A 19941-nucleotide genomic window follows, 5' to 3' on the forward strand; every position below is an offset into this window, starting at 1 on the left:
GGGCCGGCCCGCTGGGGCCGGCCCGCGCCGTTCTGGTTCTCCCGCCGCGTCAGCCGGTGGTGGCCGCCGGGGCCGGCTCCGGCTCCTGCTCCTGCTCCGGTTCGGCCACGGCGGTCCGCGGCTGGGTCTGGGGCTGCACCGCAGTGGTTCCGCGCCGCTGGAGCCTGCGGACGAACCACGGCGTCCAGTTCTTCAGCTTCATGGCCGGCGCCTCGATCAGGTGCCAGGACAGCGCCGCCAGCAGCACCGTGCCGGCCATGGCCAGCAGCAGGAAGACGGGCTTGCCGTACTTCGCGTAGCCCAGCAGGGCCAGCGCCTGTTCCACGGTGAAGCCGTAGATGTAGATCCCGTACGAGTAGTCCCGCTTGCGCCCGATGCTCTGGAACGGCCGCGGCAGCCGGATCGCGAGCCACAGCAGCAGGTACGCGAACGCGGGGTAGCCGAAGACGAAGACCCCGCCGGAGACGAGTGTGCCGAGAAGCACCGCGGCGCAGAGGAGCGCCAGGCCGTCGTGGACCGGCACCCGGTCGCGGTACAGCTGGAACGTGGCGCCGATCAGGAACACGAAGCACAGGTGGATGAGGAAGTGCACCGACATGGAGCCCAGGAGCGGCACCTGTACGGCGGCCTGCATGTCACCGGGGATGCCGCGCGGCGAGGGGGCGGTGACCCAGTCCCGCAGGATCAGGAGGCCCAGTACGGCCGCCGACAGCGGGACGAGCCTGCGGGCGCGCTGGAGCGCGCCGGAGGCGGCCAGCACGCCGATCATCAGGTAGCAGAAGAGCTCGTACTTGAGGGACCACAGGGCGCCGTTGACGCCGGGGTCGAAGTTGGTGCCGCGGGCCTTTCCTTCGCCCAGCACGCCGGAGATGTCCCAGTGGGTGCTGACCGAGGTGTTCCACGTGCCCTGGAGGTAGCTGACCGGGCCCTCGGGGTGGTTCCAGTACCCGTCGGTCGAGCCGTGGAGGTGGGCGTACAGGAGGGGGAGGACGACCAGCGCGGACACGAGGAGCGAGCCCCACAGGCCGGGCAGGATGCGCAGGGCGCGGTGCCAGGCGTAGCGGCCGGAGGTGCTGCGGGCGCCACTGCCCGTGATCATGAACCCCGACAGGACGAAGAAGCCGATGACGGCCATCTTGCCGACGTCGGTCTGCGCCCCGCTGTACTTCCACACCGGGTCCAGGGGGCCCCACCCGATCGGCCACACGTGTGAGACCACGACCGACGAGGCGAGGACCAGGCGCAGGACGCCGAAGCTGTTGGTCCGCGGCGAGTACAGCTCACCGAGGGTTCCGCGCCGGCCGGGCAGGACGGGTGCGCTGCGGGACACGGGTGCACTGCGGGACACAGGTGCACTGCGGGACACGGGTGCGCTGCGAGACATGGGGGAGTCAGACTTCCTTGAAGGGGGATCAGACGCCGACCGGGCAGACGGCGGCCCACAGTTCGGCGACGGCGTCGCGCAGGGTCCGGCCTGGCTTCCAGCCCAGCGTCCGCTCGGTGGCGGAGATGTCGAGCTGGTGCCACTCGGTCTCCGGGCCGCTGCCGTCCGGGGCGGGCACCTCCACGATCCGCGTCGGTACGCGGCTCTCCTCGATGAGGAGTTCGACCATCTCGCGGGCGGACGTCGCCCGGCCGAGCCCGAGGTTGAGGACCGGCGGGCAGGGGCGCGCCGGGGCGAGGGCGGTGGCGATGGCCTCGACCGCGTCCAGGAGGTGGAGGAAGTCGCGCTGGGCGGTGAGGGGCATCAGCGACAGCTCCGCACCGCCGGCCGCCCGGCCTTCGGCCAGCTTGCCCGCCATGACGCCGAGGAGGCTGTGTACGGGCTGGCCCGCTCCTACGACGTTGCCCAGGCGCAGGACGAGGGCGTCCAGGCCCCGGTCGCGGACGGCCTCGGTGATCAGCTCGGTGGCCCGGAGCTTGAGGTGTCCGTAGACCGTCGAGGGGCGTGCGGGGGAGTCCTCGGTGTAGCTCGTGCCGATCGGGAAGAGCCCGTACTCGTGCACGGATCCGATGTGCACCAGCCGCGGCGGCTTCGCCATGCCCTCGATGGTTTCCAGCAGGCGCTCGACCATGCCGAGGTTGGCCGGGACCATCTGTTCGTCCGTCAGGCCCCAGTCGCCGCCCGCCGCGTTGACGATGACGTCGATCCGGTGTGCCCCGAGGATCCGGGCCAGCTCGGCCGGCGGGTCGAGGGTGAGGTCGAAGGCGGTGAAGGCGCCCGGCAGTGTGAGGGTCGGCTGCCTGCGGGCGACGGCGAGCAGGCCGTGGCCGCGCTCGTCGAGCGTGGCGCACAGTGCCCGGCCGATGAAGCCGGTGGCTCCGAGGACGGCCACACGGGGCAGGGGCTGGCTGGTGAGCGGCATGGGCGTTGGCTCCGGACGTCGGGAGGGGAGTGTGGCTGGGGGCTGTCGGGGAGTGCGCGCCGTCAGCGGTGGTCGGCGGCGGCGCGGTGGTCGGCGCCGGCGACGTGCCGCAGCAGGGTGCGGGCGCCCTCGCTCTGCTTGTTCTTCAGCGCGCCGGGGAGCATCGTCAGGGCGTGGATCCGGGAGGACAGGTGCAGCCGGGAGGCCTTGGCGGCCTTCGTCCAGCCCGCGGCGTCCAGCCGGTCGGCGACGTCCATGAAGAAGCGGTTCGCTTCTTCGAAGCGGACGCCGGTGAAGGCCTGCCGGGAGGAGGCGCTGACGGCGTGCCGGCGGTACTGGAAGCACAGGGTGTCCGACACGAGCATCCGCTCGCCGTCCTGGAGCAGGTCGATGACCAGGGCGAGGTCCTGGGTGACCTCCAGGTTGTCCCGGAGACCGGCCTTGACGACGGCGTCGGTGCGCCAGCAGATGGAGGGGAAGAACAGCCAGTTCCCGCGCAGCAGGCTCGTGGCGAGTTCCTCGCCGCCCATCAGCACCTCGCCCTTGAACCCGGGCTTGTACAGGCGGCGCTTGGACTGGTCGACGAGTCCCTCGGTGGGCTTGCCCGCGCCGTCGATGACCTCCACGCCCGGCTGGATCATGCCGATGCCGGGGTGCTTGGCGAGCGCGGCCCGGATGGTGGCCACGTACGCGGGCAGCATGATGTCGTCGCAGCCCAGCCACACGAAGTGGGCTTCGCGGACCAGCCCCAGGCACTTGCGGTAGTTGCCGGTGACGCCCAGGTTCTGCTCGTTGCGCTGGTAGGAGACGCGCGGGTCGTCGAGCTCCGCGAACCAGCCGGGTACGGACGGCTCCTTGCCGTCGTCCACCACCGTGAGCCGCCAGTTCGGATCGGTCTGGGCCAGCACGCTGCGCACCGCGGCTTGCATCAGGGCCACGTCGCCGTAGTACGGCAGCATGATTTCGAGAGTGGTCATGGGGCGTGCACCGGGTCCTTCGCAGGGGACGGGACGCGAGGTGTCCGGTGGCCGTCGCTCAGTGACCGACGGGGGCCGGGAATTCCTCGTAATCCGGCAGGATGCCCGCCTCACGCCTCGCCCAGAGGGCCGTAGCGGGACGGCTCAATGAACAGTCCGTGCCGTGCCGGAGCGGGGTCCGCCCCCCTTCAACGCGGGGGCTCACCGCACCCGGACGGCCCAGTACAGTGACCGCACTATGCGCATTCTCGTGACCGGTGGCGCCGGTTTCATAGGCTCGCAGTTCGTACGCTCCCTCCTCTCGGCAGACCCTGCCGCCACGGTCACGGTCTTCGACAAGCTGACCTATTCGGGCGTCGAGGAGAACCTCGCGCCCGTGGCGGGCCACCCCGGTTACGCGTTCGTCCGCGGTGACATCTGTGACGTGGACGCCGTCGACCAGGTCATGGCCGGCCACGACGCGGTGGTCCACTTCGCCGCGGAGTCCCACGTGGACCGCTCCATCGCCGGTGCGGGCCCCTTCGTGATGACCAACGTCGTGGGCACGCAGGTGCTGCTGGACGCCGCACGCAAGCACGGTGTCGGCCGCTTCGTCCACGTCTCCACCGACGAGGTGTACGGCTCGATCAGCGAGGGCTCCTGGACCGAGGAGTGGCCGCTCGCGCCGAACTCCCCGTACTCCGCCTCCAAGGCGGGCTCCGACCTGCTGGCGCTGGCCTACCACCGCACGCACGGCATGGACGTCGTGGTGACGCGCTGCTCCAACAACTACGGGCCGTACCAGTTCCCCGAGAAGGTCATCCCGCTCTTCACCACCAACCTGATCGACGGCAAGAAGGTCCCGCTCTACGGCACGGGCGGCAACATCCGTGACTGGCTGCACGTAGCCGACCACTGCCGCGGCATCGAGCTGGCGCTGCACAAGGGCCGTGCCGGTCACGTCTACAACATCGGCGGCGGCGTCGAGCTCACCAACAAGGAGCTCACCGGCCTGCTGCTGGACGCCGCCGGCGCCGACTGGGACATGGTCGAGCCGGTGGAGGACCGCAAGGGCCACGACCTGCGCTACTCCCTCGACATCACCAAGATCAGCGAGGAGCTCGGCTACGCACCGCAGGTCGGCTTCGAAGAGGGCCTCGCCTCGACGATCGCCTGGTACCGCGAGAACCGCGCCTGGTGGGAGCCGCTCAAGCTGAAGGCCGCCCAGCAGCCGTGAGCAGTCCGGACGCGGGGGTGAGCGCCGCGGACGCAGCCGTGAGCGATCCGGATGCAGCGAGTGCTCCGGGCGCAGCGGTGAGCGATCCGGGCGCAGCGCTGAGCGATCCGGACGCAGCGCTGAGCGATCCGGGCGCGGCCGTGACCGTGAAGCGGTCCCCGCTCGCGCGGATCGCGGGCACCCTGCCCCCCGGCACCCTGCTGGTGATCAGCGGCACGGTCGTCCTGGGCGCCGCCTCCTACATCCACCTCATGGCGGCGGGCCACAGCCTCGACACCGACGGCATGGCCGCCCTCTCGGTGCTCTGGACGATCCTCATGTCCGTGGGCATCGGCCTGTTCTTCCCCGTGGAGCAGGAGCTCACCCGGATCGTCGCCGCACACCGCGTCGCCGGTACGGGAGTCTCCGGCGTCCTGCGCCGGATCGCCGGGCTCACCCTCGGCATGCTCGCCCTGCAGGCGGCCGGGCTGACCTGGGCCGCCCGCCCGCTCGCCGACGCGTTCTTCTACGGGCACACCGAGATGGTCGGCGCGCTCGGCCTGGCCTTCGCCGCGATGGCCATCGGCAACATCAGCCGCGGGGTCCTGGCCGGCCTCGGCCGGTTCGGCCCGTTCGGCCGGCAGCTGGGCATCGACGGCGTCCTGCGCATCGGCCTCGCCGTGGGCTTCGCCCTCGCCGGGGTCCGCTCCCCGCTGGCCTTCGCCCTGATCCTCGCCGCCGCCCCGCTCGCCGCCGTCCTGGCCACCTCGGTGCCCGCCCTGCGCGGGCTCGGCCGGGAGGCGTCCGACCGGGGGCCGTCCGACCGGGGGCCGTCCGGCCGGGGACCGTCCGGCCGGTGGCCGGGGCTGCTCGGCGGGCTCGGCCCGCTCGTCGTCTCCACCCTGCTGTCCCAGGTCGTCGTCAACGCCGCCGTGGTCAGCACCAAGCTCCTCGCGCCCGGGGACGGCGCGGTCGTCGCGGGTCTGCTGAACGCGATCGTGCTGGCCCGGGTACCGCTCTTCGTCTTCGGCTCGCTCCAGGCCTCGCTGCTCTCCGGGCTGTCCACCGCGGCGGCCGCCGGCGACCGGGCCGGCTTCTCCCGGCTGCTCGGGCGGACCTCCCTGGTCGTCACCGCGCTCGGCCTGGCCGGCGGCGTCCCGGCCACCCTGCTCGGCCCGTGGCTCATCGAGGTGCTCTTCAAGGCCGAGGCGGGCCTCGGGCGCGACGTGTTCTTCTGGATCTCCGCCGGGACCCTCTTCTACATGCTGGCCATGGTGCTGGGCCAGGCCCTCCTGGTCCTGCACGAGCACCGCCTGCAACTGCTCGGCTGGGCCGTGGCCACCCTGGTCCTCGCGGGCGCGACCCTGCTCCCCGGCGAGGTCTCCACCCGCGTGAGCCTCGCCTACACCCTGGCCTCGCTCGCCGCGGTCACCGCCATGGCCGCGGCCCTGTGGCTGACCCTCCCGCGCAGGGCCGCGGACGCCCCCGGAGAACCTCGCCCGGTTGGCTGACCTGGGATGTGGGCGGTCGTCCGGCGTGTTCCGCTGGGCGGGATGAAGACCTCCGCGCGCCCCGAGGCCCACACCGGACAGGCGGCCCCCACGCGCACCCGCCTGTCCTGGGTGGACTTCGCCGTGGCCGCCGCCTTCCTGGTGCTCGGGTACGCGATCCTCCAGGTCGGCAAGGGCACCACCGTCAACTTCGACCCCGCCGACGTCCCCGACGTGGACACGGACCCCGCGAAGCTCCCGTACTACGCGGCCCGCAGCGTCCTGCGCATGTTCATCGCGCTGGCCGCCTCCGTGGTCTTCACCTTCGCCTACGCCTACGCCGCCGCCCGCAGCCGCCGCCTGGAACGGGTGCTGATCCCGGCCCTGGACATCCTCCAGTCCGTCCCCGTCCTCGGCTTCCTCTCCGTCCTCGTCACCTTCTTCGTCGCGCTCTTCCCCGGCTCGCTCCTCGGCCTCGAGGTCGCCGTCATCTTCGCCATCTTCACCTCGCAGGCCTGGAACATGACCTTCGGGTTCTACGCCACCCTGACCTCCCTCCCCCGCGAACTCGACGAGGTCTCCCGCTCGTTCGGCTTCACCCGCTGGATGCGCTTCTGGCGCGTGGAGGTCCCCGCCGGGGTCATCGACCTGGTGTGGAACGGCATGATGAGCTTCGCCGGCGGCTGGTTCATGCTCGTGGCCTCCGAGGCGGTCTCCGTCTCCGGGCAGGAGTACGCCGTCCCCGGCCTCGGCTCGTACGCGGGCACCGCGATCGGCGAGGGCGACCTCGGGAAGATCGGCTGGGTCATCCTCGCGATGACCGTCACCATCGTCACCGTCAACTTCCTCTTCTGGCGGCCCCTCACCGCCTGGGCGGAGAAGTACAAGAACGAGCAGTCGGAGTCCACCGACGTCCAGCGCAGCTGGGTACTGGACTTCCTGCGCCGCTCCCACTGGCCCCGCCTGCTCGGCCGCGCCACCGCCCCCGCCCGCGACGCCACCGGCCGGGCCGCCCGCGTACTGGGCCGCGACGACATGGCGCTGTCCGTGGACCCGGCCCGCCGCCGGACCGGCGACGTGGTCTTCACCGTCGTCGCCGGAGCCGTCATCCTGTGGGGCCTGTACGACCTCGTGCGCTACCTCCAGCGCGAGACCGGCCTCGGCGTCTTCGGGGAGCCCCTCGTCCTCGGGCTGATCACCTTCGTCCGGGTGATCGTGCTCGTCGCCGCCGCCACCGTCGTCTGGGTGCCCGTGGGCGTGTGGATCGGCTCCTCGCCCCGGCTCACGAAGACCGCCCAGCCCGTGGTGCAGGTCCTGGCGAGCTTCCCCGCGAACCTGCTCTTCCCGGTGGCCGTCTGGTTCTTCCTCAAGACCGGGCTGAACATCAACATCGGCTGCATCCTGCTGATGGCCCTCGGCGCGCAGTGGTACATCCTCTTCAACGCCATCGCCGGAGCCATGGCCATCCCCTCCGACCTCAAGGAGGCCATGGACGACCTCGGCGTCCGCGGGCTCCAGCGCTGGAAGCGCCTGATCATCCCGGCCGTGTTCCCCTCCTACGTCACCGGAGGCATCACCGCCTCGGGCGGCGCCTGGAACGCCTCCATCGTCGGCGAGGTCGTCACCTTCGCCGGAACGACCCTGTCCGCGACCGGGCTGGGCGCGTACATCTTCCACGCCACCGAGGCCGGGGACTTCCCCGAGCTGATCGCCGGGATCGCCGTCATGAGCATGTACGTCGTCGGCCTCAACCGGCTGTTCTGGCGTCCCCTGTACCGGCTCGCGGAGCGCCGCTACTCCCTCTGAACCGCCGAACCGCCGAACCGCTGAACCGCTGAACCGCTGAACCGCTGAACCGAGGAGCCCGCCCCGCATGACCGCGACCACGATCCTCCAGGCCGCCGCCCTCACCAAGTCCTACGCCGGCGCCGACGGGGAGCTGCCCGTGCTCGGCGGCATCGACCTGGAGATCCGCGAGGGCGAGATCGTCGCCCTCCTCGGGAAGTCGGGCAGCGGCAAGTCCACCCTGCTGCGCTGCCTCGCCGGGCTGATCCCCGCCAGCTCCGGCTCGGTCACCTACCGGGGCGAGAAGCTGCGCGGGGCGAACCCGGGCACGGCGATGGTGTTCCAGACCTTCGCGCTGCTTCCCTGGCTGACGGTGCAGCAGAACGTGGAACTGGGCCTGGAAGCCAAGGGCATGGACCGCGAGGCTCGGGCCCGGCAGGCGGTGGAGGCGATCGACCTGATCGGCCTCGACGGCTTCGAGTCGGCCTACCCGAAGGAGCTCAGCGGCGGGATGCGCCAGCGCGTCGGCTTCGCGCGGGCGCTGGTCGTGGAGCCGGACGTCCTCATGATGGACGAGCCGTTCTCCGCCCTGGACGTGCTCACCGCCGAGAACCTGCGCGGCGAGCTGATGGAGCTGTGGGCCTCCGACCGCTTCCCCGCCAAGGCGGTGGTGCTGGTCACGCACAACATCGAGGAGGCGGTGCTGATGGCCGACCGGGTGGTGGTGCTGGGCTCGCGGCCCTACGGAACCATCAAGGAGACCTTCGCGGTGGACCTGGCCCGCCCCCGGGACCGGAGCACCGCCGACTTCGAGCGGATCGTGGACGCCGTGTACGCGGTGATGACCGGCCGCACCGCCAAGACCCCGGCCGCGGCCCCGCCGGCCAAGCGCACCCCGGCCAACACCCCGCTCCCGGCGGCCAGCGTCGACGGCATGGCGGGCCTCGCCGAGATCGTGCTCCAGCGGGGCACCGGGGACGGCAGCGAGGACCTCGCCGACCTCGCCGACGAACTGGGCCTGGAGGTGGACGACGTACTGCCCCTGGTGGACGGACTGGAACTGCTGGGCCTCGCCGAGGTACGGGACCTGCACCTCGTCCTGACGGCCCGCGGCACCGCCTTCGCGGGGGCCGACGTACAGGAGTCGAAGGAGCTGTTCGCGGAAGGAGCGATGGAGGTCCCGCTGGTCCACCTGATCCACACGACCCTGCAGCGATCGAGGGGCGGCACCCAGCGGGCCGGCTTCTTCCGCGACCTCCTCTCGCACCACTACACGAGCGAGCAGCTGGAACAGCAACTGGAAACGGCGACGGACTGGGGCCGCTACGGAGAGCTGTACGGCTACCACGCGGACGCCGAGGAATACCGCCTGGACGAGGCGTTCAAGCCGTCCGGCGTTTGAGGACCGGGGTCTGGGGCGGAGCCCCAGGACGGGTCCGGGCGCAGCCCGGGGAACGGTGGAAGGGCGGGTAGGGGACAGCCCCGCAGGGCCCACCCACCCGCCCCGCAGGGTCAGGCCTTGGGCCGGCGCCGCAGGAGCCGCTTCGCGGCCAGGGTCAGCGTGATGGCCGCCACCAGGACGAGGGCGCCCTTCGTGAAGCTCCCGTCCTGGGGGGCGGCGGGCGCACCCGGCGAGGGAGGGGGAGCACCGGAGCCGGAGCCGGAGGCTGACGGCGACGGCGCAACGCCGGAGGCGACCGGCACGGCGACGACCCGACTGTTCGCCCCCTCCGCCCCGAACATCAGCGCGGACCCGTCCGCCGCGTACGTCACGGACTCCGCCTGCCCCTGCCAGGGCGCCGCCACCGACTCCCCGTCCCCCGCCGGCCGCCCGTCCTTCCACGGGTACGTCTTCGCCCACAAGTACCCCCGCAGCGCGAGCCGCCCCCCGTCGGGGGAGAACGCCCCGTCCGTGACCCACGGGACGTCACCGATCCGCCGGAAGGTGTTCGTACCGGAGGTGGACAGGGACTCCGGTCCCTCGTACAGCCCGCCGGCCCGTTCGTCCTTGCTCGCGATGTACACCCGCCCCGTCACCGGGTGCACCATCAGCGCCTCCGCGTTCCGCGGCCCGTCGGCGTACTTCACCGTGAACTGCTCGGCCTTGAGCGTGGCGTCGCCAAGCGTCTTCGGCTCGGCGAACCGGTAGATCCACACGTGGTTCCAGGAGCCGCCCAGGTTGTCCCCGATGTCGCCGACGTACAGCCGCCCGTCGGGGCCCAGCGAGATCCCCTCGATGTCACGGGGCTTGCCGATGCCGGTCAGGGTGATCCGTGCGACCGTCTTCCCGGTCGCGGAGTCCACGGCGTACACGTAGGGGCCGTCGTCGCTGTCGTTGTGCGTCCAGTAGACGCCGGGGTGGATCCGGCTGGCCGCGAGCCCGCTCGACTCCTTGATCCGGGGGTCGGTGATCGTGAACCCGGACGCGGCGGACCCGGACGCGGCGGCGGCCGAGGGCACCAACGCGAGGGCAGCGGCGACGGCGGCGGTCAGGGGCAGCAGGTGCGGGCGCATCCCCCTACCCTGCCAGCCCGTCCCGCGTGTCCGGCATCACAGGGGCCGCGGCCCCTTGATCCGCGAAGATGTCCGGATGCGTTTCATGTTCGTCGGGGACTCCATGACCGTCGGATGCGCCGGCGACTACACCTGGCGCTACCGGATGTGGCAGCACCTCGACACCACCTTCGGCGGCCCCTACGAGATCGTCGGCCCCCGCAGCGGGCTCTACGACGCCCTCGCGGACGCGCCGGCCAGCGAGGCCTACGCCGACCCCGGTTTTCCCGCCGAGGCCCGCCGCCACCTGGCCGGCTGGGGCGAGGGCTGGCAGCACATGGCCCCGCTCATCGGGCCCGCCGTCCGCGCGTCCGGGGCCGACGTACTGCTGGTCTCCCTCGGACTGATCGACCTGGGTTTCTACACCGCCGCCGAGGGCACCGCCGCCAACGCCCGGCGGTTCATCGCCGAGGCCCGCGCCGCCCGCCCCGGGATACGGATGGTCCTGCTGCCCGTCATACCCAACGTCCGGGCCCGGGACGACGCGCCCTTCGCGCAGCAGGTCGAGCTCTTCAACGAGCTGCTCGCCAAGGCGGTCGCCGACCTGTCGACCCCCGCCTCGCCGATCTTGCTGGCCGCGCGCCCGCAGGCGTACGAGCTCGACGGGGACACCTACGACGGCACGCACCCCAACGCCTCCGGCGAGCACCGCCTGGCGGGGGAGTTCGCGGCGGTCCTCCATCAGGCGTGGGGCATCGGCGGGCCGTACCGGCCGCGGCAGGACACGTAACACGCCCTTCACGAGCGGGTCTTGCTTCGAGCGCACTCCAGGCAGTTGGCTAGTGGCCCATGGAGTACACGCAGCTCGGACGCACCGGTCTCAAGGTCAGCCGACTTGTCCTCGGCACCATGAACTTCGGCCCCCAGACGGGCGAGCCGGAGAGCCATGCCCTCATGGACACCGCCCTCGACGCAGGCATCAACTACTTCGACACGGCCAACGTGTACGGGTGGGGCGAGAACAAGGGCCGTACCGAGGAGATCATCGGTACCTGGTTCGGCCAGGGCGGCGGCCGTCGCGAGAAGACGGTCCTCGCCACCAAGGTCTACGGGAGCATGGCCGCCGAGGGCGACCCGTGGCCCAACTACGACCGCCTGTCGGCGCTGAACATCCGGCGGGCCGTCGACGCCAGCCTCAAGCGCCTGAACACCGACTACATCGACATCTACCAGTTCCACCACGTGGACCGGCTGACGCCCTTCGAGGAGATCTGGCAGGCCGTCGAGGTCCTGATCCAGCAGGGCAAGGTCCTCTACGCCGGGTCCTCGAACTTCCCCGGCTGGAAGATCGCCCAGGCGAACGAGGCCGCGGCGCGCTCGGGGCGGCTCGGCCTGGTCAGCGAGCAGTGCCTCTACAACCTCGCCGAGCGGCGGGCGGAGCTGGAGATCATCCCGGCGGCCGAGGAGTACGGGCTCGGCGTCATCCCGTGGTCCCCGCTGCACGGGGGGCTGCTGGGCGGGGCCATCCGCAAGGCGTCGGAGTCGGGGCGGACCGCGAGCGGCCGCTCGGCCGAGGCGCTCGCGAACAGTTCCGTACGGGCGCAGGTGCAGGCGTACGAGGACCTGCTGGACAAGCACGGACTGGAGCCCGGCGAGGTCGCCCTGGCCTGGCTGCTGACGCGTCCCGGGGTCACCGGCCCGATCGTCGGGCCGCGTACGCCGGAGCAGCTCGCGTCCGCGCTGCGGGCGGTGGAGCTGGAGCTGTCGCCGGAGGTGCTGGCCGGGCTGGACGAGGTCTTCCCGGGGCCGGGGCCGGCTCCGGAGGCTTTCGCCTGGTAGAAGGCGGTCCGCGGGCCTAGCGGCCTACTAGCCCACCGCGGCGGCCACCGCCACGACGAGGAACATCAGTACGAGCACACCGGCCATGACGCGGTTTCTGGTCTTGGGATCCACCCGTCGAGCCTAACGCGACAGAGTCCGCCCCTCGGACGGAGGGGCGGACTCTCCCAGTTTCCAGGAGCCGACGACCTCGTAGCGGGGCTGTTCGCCGGGGACCCCGGAGTCGGGCAGGTTGCTGCGGACCAGGCTGAGCTCGCCGACCTGCCAGCCGGTGCCCTCGAAGCCGGCCAGCGCCGTGCAGTAGGGGCGGACGTCGTGCCGCTCGTCGCGGAGCCGGCCGAGGGTGAGGTGGGGGGTGTACCGGTGGTGCTGGTCCATGGGCACCCCGGAGCGCCGGGCGGCGGCGTCGGCGCGCTCGGCGAGCATGCGCAGGGCGTCGAGGTCCCCGGCGGCGCCGGCCCACAGGGAGCGGTGGCCGAAGTGGCCGGAGCCGTGGATCCGGAGGGGGAAGGGCGCGGTCCGTGCTGCCGCGCGGGCGAGGCGGGTGTGCAGTTCGGGGAGGACCTCCTCCCGCACCTCGCCCATGAAGGCGAGGGTGAAGTGCCAGCCCGCTTCCGCGGTCCAGCGGAGGTGGTCGTCGTGGAGGCCGCGGACGGCCCCGGCCAGTTCCGAGATGGCCGCCTCGGGCGGGATGACGGCTGCGAACAGTCTCATGGTGCCGAGCCTAGCGACGTGGTCGCCGTGCGGCGCCGTTGCCGGGGGCCGGCCCCCGGACCCCCGCTCCTCAAACGCCGGGAGGGGCTGGATTTTGCCGGCGCCGGCGCGCACGTGAACGCCGGAGGGGCTGGATGCGTCCAGCCCCTCCGGCGTCGGGCACTACGCCGCCGTGGCCAGCTGGCGGCGGTCCGAGGGGACGAAGGTCACGCCGTGGCGGTTCACGCTGAGGCGGAGGTTGCCGATGCGGGAGAGGACCAGGCCGATCGTCACGGCTGCGGCGAGCGAAACGACGCCGCCCGCGGCCATGCCGATCCGCGCGCCGTAGGTGTCCGTGACCCAGCCGACCAGCGGGGCCCCGATCGGGGTGCCGCCGGTGAAGACCATCATGAACAGGGCCATCACCCGGCCCCGCATCTCGGGGTCGGTGGCCATCTGGACGCTGGAGTTGGCGGTGACGTTCACCGTCAGGCCGAAGACCCCGATGGGGACGAGGAGCGCCGCGAACAGCCAGAAGCTCGGCGCGAAGGCCGTCACCAGCAGGAGGACGGAGAAGAGCACCGCCGCCGCGACCAGCAGCCGCAGGCGCGAGAGGCCGCGCCGGGCCGCCAGCAGCGCACCCGCCAGGGAGCCCGCCGCGATCAGGGTGTTGAAGAGCCCGTAGGTGCCCGCGTCGCCGTGGAAGACCTTGCTGACGAAGGCGGACAGCCAGATCGGGAAGTTGAAGCCGAAGGTGCCGATGAAGCCGACGAGCACGATCGGCCAGATGAGCTCGGGCCGCCCGGCGACGTACCGCAGGCCTTCGCGGAGCTGTCCCTTCGCGCGGGGCTGGACCTCGACCTGGTGCAGTTCTCGCGTCCGCATCAGCATCAGGGCCGCGATCGGCGCCGCGAAGGACAGGCCGTTGAGCAGGAAGGCCCAGCCGGAGCCGACGGCGGTGATGAGGACACCGGCGATGGCGGGGCCGACCAGTCGCGCGGACTGGAAGTTGGCCGAATTCAGGCTGACCGCGTTGGCCACCTGGTCCTTGCCGACCATCTCGGAGACGAAGGTCTGCCGGGCCGGGTTGTCGACGACGGTGACCAGGCCGAGCAGGAAAGCGGCGAGGTAGACGTGCCAGACGTTGACGTGGCCGGCGAGGGTGAGGACACCGAGTGCGAGGCCGGTGAGGCCCATGGCCGCCTGGGTGAGGAGCAGCAGCGGCCGCTTCGGGAGCCGGTCGGCGAGTACGCCTCCGTAGAGCCCGAACAGCATCATCGGCAGGAACTGCAGCGCGATGGTGATGCCGACCGCCGAAGCGGATCCGGTCAGCGACAGGACCAGCCAGTCCTGGGCGATGCGCTGCATCCACGTGCCGGTGTTCGAGACGACCTGGCCCGTGGCGAAGAGCCGGTAGTTCCGGATCTTCAGCGAGCTGAACATCGAGTTCTTCGCGTTCTTCTTCGCGTTCTTCGTGTCGCTCGGCGTGCGCGTAGTGGTGGGTGTGTGGCCGGGGGCGGAGTCTGCTCCGGGTCCCGTACTCAAAAGGGGTCGCCTCCTGGCGTCGTTCCTATAGGTGCGCGAGCTTGTCCAGGACGGGCGCGGCTTCGCGCAGCTTCGCCCATTCGTCCTCGGTCAGCTCGGCCGCGAGCCCGGCGAGGAAGGCGTTGCGCTTGCGGCGGCTCTCTTCGAGCATCGCTTCGGCCTCCTCCGTCTGGCGGACCACCTTCTGGCGGCGGTCGTCGGGGTGCGGTTCCAGCGTGACCAGTCCCTTGGCTTCCAGCAACGCGACGATGCGCGTCATGGACGGCGGCTGCACGTGCTCGCGACGGGCCAGCTCACCGGGGGTGGCCTGGCCGCAGCGGGCGAGGGTGCCGAGCACCGACATCTCGGTCGGGCTCAGCGATTCGTCGACGCGCTGGTGCTTGAGGCGCCGGCCCAGCCGCATGACGGCGGAGCGGAGGTCGTTCACGGCTGCTGCGTCAGCACCATGGGAAAGGTCGTGCATGTCTTTAGAGTAACTCATTACCCTCCCTAAGGAACACCACTTATCTCGTGTCACTCGTACGGGTGAGTCGGCTCCGGAAAGTGACACGCGTCCATGCCCTGTGCCCCGACTCTTTCGGCATGGGGACACATGTGCTGAGCATGCGCATAGACGGGGAGCTCCTCGACAGGCTCCGGACTCATGCCGCCAAACGAGGAATGAGCGTCCAGGACTATGTGGTCCGGACGCTCATTCGCGACGATTTCGACGAACGCTTCAAGGCGGCCGTCGACGAGACGGAGAAGTTCTACGGGCTTACGTGAGGCCCAGCGCCGGCATCGCGTAGTAGAAGACGAAGACCGCCGACACGACGTACATGGCCACCGGGACCTCCCGGCCCCGGCCGGTCGCCAGCCGCAGTGCGGAGAAGGCCACGAAGCCGATGCCGATGCCGTTGGTGATCGAGTACGTGAACGGCATCATCACCATGGCCAGGAAGGCCGGGACGGCGATGGTGAAGTCGTTCCAGTCGATGTCCCTGACCGAGCCGGCCATGATCAGGAAGCCGACCGCGATGAGGGCGGGGGTGGCCGCCTGCGAGGGGACCATCGTGGCGAGCGGCGTGAGGAACAGCGACACGGCGAAGAGGCCGCCCGTCACGATGTTCGCCAGGCCCGTCCTGGCCCCTTCGCCGACGCCGGCCGTGGACTCCACGAAGCAGGTGGTGGCCGAGGAGGAGGAGGCGCCGCCCGCGGCGACGGCCATGCCGTCGACGAACAGCACCCGGTTGATGCCGGGGAAGGAGCCGTCCGGCTTCGTCAGCTTCGCTTCGTCGCCGACGCCGAGGATGGTGCCCATCGCGTCGAAGAAGCAGGACAGCAGCACGGTGAAGACGAACAGGACGCCCGTCAGCATGCCGACCTTGCCGAAGCCGCCGAACAGGCTGACCTGACCGATGAGGCCGAAGTCGGGCGCGGCCACCGGGTTGCCCGGCCACTCCGGGACCGTCAGGCCCCAGGCCGTGTCCGGGAGCTTGGTGACCAGCTGGACCACCAGGGCGGCGACGGTCATGGCCACGATGGAGATCAGGATGGCGCCGGGGGTCTTGCGGATGATCAGGGTGAGCGTCAGCAGGACGCCGACCACGAAGATCAGGACGGGCCAGCCGTGCAGGTGGCCGTTGCTGCCGAGCTGGATCGGGACCGTGGTGTGCGCGAGGTCCGGGATGCGGCTGACGAAGCCCGAGTCGACCAGGCCGATCAGCATGATGAACAGGCCGATGCCGATCGCGATGCCCTTGCGCAGGCCGAGCGGGACCGCGTTCATGACCCGCTCGCGCAGCCCGGTGGCGACCAGCAGCATCACCACGAAGCCCGCCAGGACCACCATGCCCATGGCGTCGGGCCAGCTCATGCGCGGGGCGAGCTGGAGGGCGACGACGGTGTTGACGCCGAGGCCGGCCGCCAGTGCGATCGGGACGTTGCCGATCACGCCCATCAGGAGGGTGGTGAAGGCGGCGGTCAGCACGGTGGCGGTGACCAGCTGGCCGCCGTCGAGCTGGTTGCCGTACATGTCCTTCGCGCTGCCCAGGATGATCGGGTTCAGCACGATGATGTAGGCCATCGCGAAGAAGGTGGCGAACCCGCCGCGGACCTCGCGGCCGATGGTCGAGCCGCGCTCGGAGATCTTGAAGTAGCGGTCCACAGGGGCCGACGTGCTCATGGGGGTCCTGGTCCTCAGTGGTGGGTTCCTACGGCTGAAACGGGCCAAGCCCAAACCGTTTCAGTATGAACACATGAACGAAGGAGCGTCTATCTCCGCGCGTAGACCTTCCGCCGACCGGCCTAGGGGGTGCGCCTCGGGCCTCCGCGGCGTCGCGGGGCCTGGTGCGCACGCTCGCCGCGTTGCCGATACGGCCGAGTAGCTCCGCTACTAGGCCGCACCGGCGCCTTGCGAGCGTACGCACCAGGCCCCGCTCCTTCTCCCGCGGAGGCCCGAGGCGCACCCCCTAGACTTGCCCCATGGCGAAATGGACTGCGCAGCACGAGGCCCCCGAGCCCCTCGAGGGTCCGATCGTCGGCACCGTCGCCGGCGGCACGATCATCTGGTTCGCCCTCTTCCTCTTCCAGCTCCCCTTCTACGGGTGGTTCGCGGACCGGGGCATGCTGTGGTGGGTCTGGACCTGCGCGGTCGGCGGGGTCCTCGGCCTGATCGGCCTCTGGTACGTCCGCGGCCGCGACGCCGCTCTGAAGCGGCACGCGGCTGAGCTGGCCGCTCGGAACGATGTCGACCAGGCGGGCCCGGCTCCCCAGGCGGGCTAGCCCGCGGCCCCGGGGGTGGGCGCGTTCCGCGTGTGGGAGGTCTGCCCGCGGTCCTCGTGCCGTTCCGACGGCCTCCGTGGACGGGGTGGATCCATGCGCGCGGGTCCGCTGTGGCTGGGCGCGCAGTTCCCCGCGCCCCTGCCGGGGCCGCCGTGCGGCCCCGGCTGCGGGTCGTGAGGGGCTACCCGAGGACGATCTGGCTCATCCAGAAGTCGGATCTTCGGACTCTTCGGCGGGTGGAGGAGGGAAACGCCCCTTAACGTCGAAACCATGACCGAGCGGGCGCAGATCGAATCAGAGGGACCGGAGCCGCGCGCCAGCGCCGGCCCCGCACCCGCCGGGACCGCCATCGACGCGGGGGCCGAGCTCGATCCCGTACACCCGGTCCAACCGCCCGCACCCCGGTTCAAGCCGGCCGGGCTGACCACCGCCGAAGTCGCCGAGCGCGTCGCCCGCGGAGCCGTCAACGACGTCCCCGTCCGCAGCAGCCGCTCCACGGCCGACATCGTCCGCGCCAACGTCTTCACCCGCTTCAACGCCATCATCGGCGTCCTGTGGGTGGTCATGTTCTTCGTCGCCCCGATCCAGGACAGCCTCTTCGGCTTCGTGATCATCGCGAACACCGGCATCGGCATCATCCAGGAGATGCGCGCCAAGAAGACCCTGGACAGCCTCGCCGTCATCGGCGAAGCCAAACCCAGCGTCCGCCGCGACGGCCGCACCGCCGAGATCTCCACCTCCGAGATCGTCCTCGACGACGTCATCGAGCTCGGTCCCGGCGACAAGGTCGTCGTCGACGGGCTCGTCGGCGAGGCCGACGGCCTGGAGATCGACGAATCCCTCCTCACCGGCGAAGCCGACCCCGTCCTGAAGAAGCCCGGCGACCCCGTCATGTCGGGCTCGTTCGTCGTCGCCGGCGGCGGCGCCTTCACCGCCACCAAGGTCGGCCGCGAGGCCTACGCCGCCCAGCTCGCCGAAGAGGCCTCCCGCTTCACGCTCGTCCACTCCGAGCTGCGCTCCGGCATCTCCACCATCCTCAAGTACGTCACCTGGATGATGGTCCCGACCTCCATCGGCCTGATCATCAGCCAGCTGATCGTCAAGGACAACAACCTCAAGGACGCCATCGCCCGCACCGTCGGCGGCATCGTCCCGATGATCCCCGAAGGCCTCGTCCTCCTCACCTCCGTCGCCTTCGCCATCGGCGTCATCCGGCTCGGCCGCAAGCAGTGCCTGGTCCAGGAGCTGCCCGCCATCGAGGGGCTCGCCCGCGTGGACGTGGTCTGCCTCGACAAGACCGGCACCCTCACCGAGGGCGGCATGGACGTCACCGAGTGCCGCCCGCTCGGCGGCGCGGACGCCGCGTACGTCAAGAAGGTCCTCGGCGCGCTCGGCGAGAGCGACCCCCGCCCCAACGCCAGCCTCCAGGCGATCATCGACGCCTACCCCGACAGCGCCGAGTGGCGCTGCACCGAATCGCTCCCCTTCTCCTCCGCCCGCAAGTACAGCGGCGCCAGCTTCAGCGAGGGCGACGGCGAGAACAACACCTGGCTGCTCGGCGCCCCCGACGTGCTGCTCCCGGCCGGAGACCCGGCCCTGGAGGAGATCAACGAGCTCAACGAGCAGGGCCTACGGGTCCTCCTGCTGGGCCGTGCCGCCCGCGAACTCGACGACCCGGCCGTGGCCACCGGGGTCAAGCCGACCGCCCTCGTCGTACTGGAGCAGCGGCTGCGCCCCGACGCCGCCGACACCCTGCGCTACTTCGAGGACCAGGACGTCAAGGCCAAGGTCATCTCCGGCGACAACGCCGTCTCGGTCGGTGCGGTCGCCGGGAAGCTGGGCCTGCCCGGCGCGGAGAACACCGTCGACGCTCGCAAGCTCCCCACCGACCAGGGCGCCATGGCCGAGGTGCTCGACCAGAACGCCGTCTTCGGGCGGGTCACCCCGCAGCAGAAGCGCGACATGGTCGCCGCCCTCCAGTCCCGGGGCCACACCGTCGCGATGACCGGCGACGGGGTCAACGACGTCCTCGCGCTCAAGGACGCCGACATCGGCGTCTCGATGGGCTCCGGCTCGGAGGCCACCCGGGCCGTCGCGCAGATCGTCCTCCTCAACAACAGCTTCTCCACCCTTCCCTCCGTGGTGGCCGAGGGCCGCCGGGTCATCGGCAACATCACCCGTGTCGCCACCCTCTTCCTCACGAAGACGGTCTACTCGGTACTGCTGGCCGTCCTGGTGGTCTGCTCCCAGGTCGAGTACCCGTTCCTGCCGCGCCACCTGACGCTGCTGTCCACGCTGACCATCGGCATCCCGGCCTTCTTCCTGGCGCTGGCCCCCAACAAGGAGCGGGCCAAGCCGCACTTCGTGAAACGCGTGATGCGGTACGCGATCCCGGGCGGGATCATCGCCGCGGTCGCCTGCTTCGTGACGTACGTGATCGCCCGTCACCACTACACGGGCCCCGACGCCCTCAAGGCCGAGACCAGCGCCGCGACGCTCGCGCTGTTCCTGACCTCGATGTGGGTCCTGGCGATCATCGCCCGCCCCTACACCTGGTGGCGGGTCGGCCTGGTCGGCGCGATGGGCGGGGCGTTCCTGATCGTGCTCGTCGTGCCCTGGCTCCAGGAGTTCTTCCAGCTCAAGCTGGAGGGCGCCGTGATGCCGTGGACCGCCGTGGGCATCGCCGCCGTCGCGGCCGCCCTCATCGAGTTCACCTTCCGGTGGGTGGACCGCAGGTTCCCGGCGTAGCCGGGGCGGGCCGGTCGGATTCACCCATGAGGGGACTGGACGGGCGG

Annotated in this window: 17 protein-coding genes; 9 read left to right on the forward strand and 8 right to left on the reverse strand. The window is 71.2% G+C overall.

The genetic code is table 11. The features are described from left to right. Positions 1–49: 49 nt before the first annotated feature. The 3 genes from ACFWBW_RS21410 to ACFWBW_RS21420 all read right to left on the reverse strand — a co-directional run bounded on the left by ACFWBW_RS21410 (position 50) and on the right by ACFWBW_RS21420 (position 3343). Entirely contained in the window at positions 50–1330 is a 1281-nt protein-coding gene (locus ACFWBW_RS21410; protein ID WP_385374718.1) for an acyltransferase family protein, read from the reverse strand. 82 nt (positions 1331–1412) lie between these two features. Continuing rightward, positions 1413–2366, reverse strand: coding sequence for an NAD-dependent epimerase/dehydratase family protein (locus ACFWBW_RS21415; protein WP_385374720.1), 954 nt, complete (start codon positions 2364–2366; stop codon positions 1413–1415). 62 nt (positions 2367–2428) lie between these two features. Continuing rightward, positions 2429–3343: a glycosyltransferase family 2 protein gene (locus ACFWBW_RS21420; RefSeq protein WP_385374722.1), complete on the reverse strand. Its 915-nt coding sequence runs from the start codon at positions 3341–3343 to the stop codon at positions 2429–2431. 238 nt (positions 3344–3581) lie between these two features. Between ACFWBW_RS21420 and rfbB the strand changes: the two genes are divergently transcribed. The 4 genes from rfbB (at position 3582) to ACFWBW_RS21440 (ending at position 9215) form a co-directional block, all read left to right on the forward strand. Beyond that, positions 3582–4559, forward strand: coding sequence for a dTDP-glucose 4,6-dehydratase (gene rfbB, locus ACFWBW_RS21425; RefSeq protein ID WP_385374724.1), 978 nt, complete (start codon positions 3582–3584; stop codon positions 4557–4559). A 38-nt stretch (positions 4560–4597) separates the two neighbouring features. After that, positions 4598–6049, forward strand: coding sequence for a lipopolysaccharide biosynthesis protein (locus tag ACFWBW_RS21430; protein WP_385374726.1), 1452 nt, complete (start codon positions 4598–4600; stop codon positions 6047–6049). A 42-nt stretch (positions 6050–6091) separates the two neighbouring features. Beyond that, complete coding sequence (locus ACFWBW_RS21435) at positions 6092–7834, forward strand: ABC transporter permease (protein WP_385374728.1); 1743 nt, start codon at positions 6092–6094, stop codon at positions 7832–7834. A 67-nt stretch (positions 7835–7901) separates the two neighbouring features. After that, entirely contained in the window at positions 7902–9215 is a 1314-nt protein-coding gene (locus ACFWBW_RS21440) for a nitrate/sulfonate/bicarbonate ABC transporter ATP-binding protein (RefSeq protein WP_385374730.1), read from the forward strand. A 110-nt stretch (positions 9216–9325) separates the two neighbouring features. On the opposite strand, the gene ACFWBW_RS21445 is transcribed toward ACFWBW_RS21440, so the two are convergent. Continuing rightward, positions 9326–10327, reverse strand: coding sequence for a WD40 repeat domain-containing protein (locus ACFWBW_RS21445; RefSeq protein ID WP_385374732.1), 1002 nt, complete (start codon positions 10325–10327; stop codon positions 9326–9328). Between the two features lie 76 nt (positions 10328–10403). On the opposite strand from ACFWBW_RS21445, the gene ACFWBW_RS21450 reads away from it, so the two are divergent. Beyond that, positions 10404–11096, forward strand: a complete 693-nt coding sequence (locus ACFWBW_RS21450; protein ID WP_385374734.1) for a GDSL-type esterase/lipase family protein — start codon at positions 10404–10406, stop codon at positions 11094–11096. Between the two features lie 59 nt (positions 11097–11155). Then, positions 11156–12145 carry an aldo/keto reductase gene (locus ACFWBW_RS21455; RefSeq protein ID WP_385374736.1) on the forward strand — a complete coding sequence of 330 codons (990 nt, stop codon included), beginning with the start codon at positions 11156–11158 and terminating at the stop codon, positions 12143–12145. Between the two features lie 123 nt (positions 12146–12268). Here the strand turns inward: ACFWBW_RS21455 and thpR are convergent, their stop codons facing one another. The 3 genes from thpR to ACFWBW_RS21470 all read right to left on the reverse strand — a co-directional run bounded on the left by thpR (position 12269) and on the right by ACFWBW_RS21470 (position 14846). Beyond that, the gene (gene thpR / locus ACFWBW_RS21460; protein ID WP_385374738.1) at positions 12269–12859 is read right to left on the reverse strand and encodes an RNA 2',3'-cyclic phosphodiesterase; all 591 of its coding nucleotides are present in this window, start codon (positions 12857–12859) and stop codon (positions 12269–12271) included. A 162-nt stretch (positions 12860–13021) separates the two neighbouring features. After that, entirely contained in the window at positions 13022–14383 is a 1362-nt protein-coding gene (locus ACFWBW_RS21465; RefSeq protein WP_385374740.1) for an MFS transporter, read from the reverse strand. Between the two features lie 25 nt (positions 14384–14408). Continuing rightward, positions 14409–14846, reverse strand: coding sequence for a MarR family winged helix-turn-helix transcriptional regulator (locus ACFWBW_RS21470; RefSeq protein WP_385374742.1), 438 nt, complete (start codon positions 14844–14846; stop codon positions 14409–14411). Between the two features lie 119 nt (positions 14847–14965). On the opposite strand from ACFWBW_RS21470, the gene ACFWBW_RS21475 reads away from it, so the two are divergent. Next, positions 14966–15148 (forward strand): hypothetical protein, encoded by a 183-nt coding sequence (locus ACFWBW_RS21475; protein ID WP_030156886.1) that lies wholly within the window; start codon positions 14966–14968, stop codon positions 15146–15148. On the opposite strand, the gene ACFWBW_RS21480 is transcribed toward ACFWBW_RS21475, so the two are convergent. Next, entirely contained in the window at positions 15141–16547 is a 1407-nt protein-coding gene (locus ACFWBW_RS21480; RefSeq protein ID WP_385374744.1) for an NCS2 family permease, read from the reverse strand. The two genes, ACFWBW_RS21475 and ACFWBW_RS21480, sit on opposite strands and share 8 nt — an antisense overlap. Positions 16548–16846: 299 nt before the next feature. On the opposite strand from ACFWBW_RS21480, the gene ACFWBW_RS21485 reads away from it, so the two are divergent. Both ACFWBW_RS21485 and ACFWBW_RS21490 read left to right on the forward strand, forming a co-directional pair. Next, positions 16847–17146, forward strand: coding sequence for a DUF2530 domain-containing protein (locus ACFWBW_RS21485; RefSeq protein WP_385374746.1), 300 nt, complete (start codon positions 16847–16849; stop codon positions 17144–17146). Between the two features lie 270 nt (positions 17147–17416). Next, on the forward strand, positions 17417–19894 hold the full coding sequence (locus tag ACFWBW_RS21490) for an HAD-IC family P-type ATPase (RefSeq protein ID WP_385374748.1): 2478 nt from the start codon (positions 17417–17419) through the stop codon (positions 19892–19894). Positions 19895–19941: the final 47 nt, after the last annotated feature.

The sequence above is a fragment of the Streptomyces sp. NPDC059957 genome (assembly GCF_042730015.1).
In the GTDB taxonomy this organism is placed as follows: Bacteria; Actinomycetota; Actinomycetes; order Streptomycetales; family Streptomycetaceae; genus Streptomyces.

Coding starts and splice junctions, on each gene's coding strand:
- ACFWBW_RS21420 (WP_385374722.1), bottom strand. CDS start 3,343: ATGACCACTCTCGAAATCATGCTGCCGTACTACGGCGACGTGGCCCTG.
- ACFWBW_RS21490 (WP_385374748.1), top strand. CDS start 17,417: ATGACCGAGCGGGCGCAGATCGAATCAGAGGGACCGGAGCCGCGCGCC.
- ACFWBW_RS21455 (WP_385374736.1), top strand. CDS start 11,156: ATGGAGTACACGCAGCTCGGACGCACCGGTCTCAAGGTCAGCCGACTT.
- ACFWBW_RS21450 (WP_385374734.1), top strand. CDS start 10,404: ATGCGTTTCATGTTCGTCGGGGACTCCATGACCGTCGGATGCGCCGGC.
- ACFWBW_RS21445 (WP_385374732.1), bottom strand. CDS start 10,327: ATGCGCCCGCACCTGCTGCCCCTGACCGCCGCCGTCGCCGCTGCCCTC.
- ACFWBW_RS21485 (WP_385374746.1), top strand. CDS start 16,847: ATGGCGAAATGGACTGCGCAGCACGAGGCCCCCGAGCCCCTCGAGGGT.
- ACFWBW_RS21435 (WP_385374728.1), top strand. CDS start 6,092: ATGAAGACCTCCGCGCGCCCCGAGGCCCACACCGGACAGGCGGCCCCC.
- ACFWBW_RS21470 (WP_385374742.1), bottom strand. CDS start 14,846: ATGCACGACCTTTCCCATGGTGCTGACGCAGCAGCCGTGAACGACCTC.
- ACFWBW_RS21415 (WP_385374720.1), bottom strand. CDS start 2,366: ATGCCGCTCACCAGCCAGCCCCTGCCCCGTGTGGCCGTCCTCGGAGCC.
- thpR (WP_385374738.1), bottom strand. CDS start 12,859: ATGAGACTGTTCGCAGCCGTCATCCCGCCCGAGGCGGCCATCTCGGAA.
- rfbB (WP_385374724.1), top strand. CDS start 3,582: ATGCGCATTCTCGTGACCGGTGGCGCCGGTTTCATAGGCTCGCAGTTC.
- ACFWBW_RS21475 (WP_030156886.1), top strand. CDS start 14,966: ATGGGGACACATGTGCTGAGCATGCGCATAGACGGGGAGCTCCTCGAC.
- ACFWBW_RS21440 (WP_385374730.1), top strand. CDS start 7,902: ATGACCGCGACCACGATCCTCCAGGCCGCCGCCCTCACCAAGTCCTAC.
- ACFWBW_RS21480 (WP_385374744.1), bottom strand. CDS start 16,547: ATGAGCACGTCGGCCCCTGTGGACCGCTACTTCAAGATCTCCGAGCGC.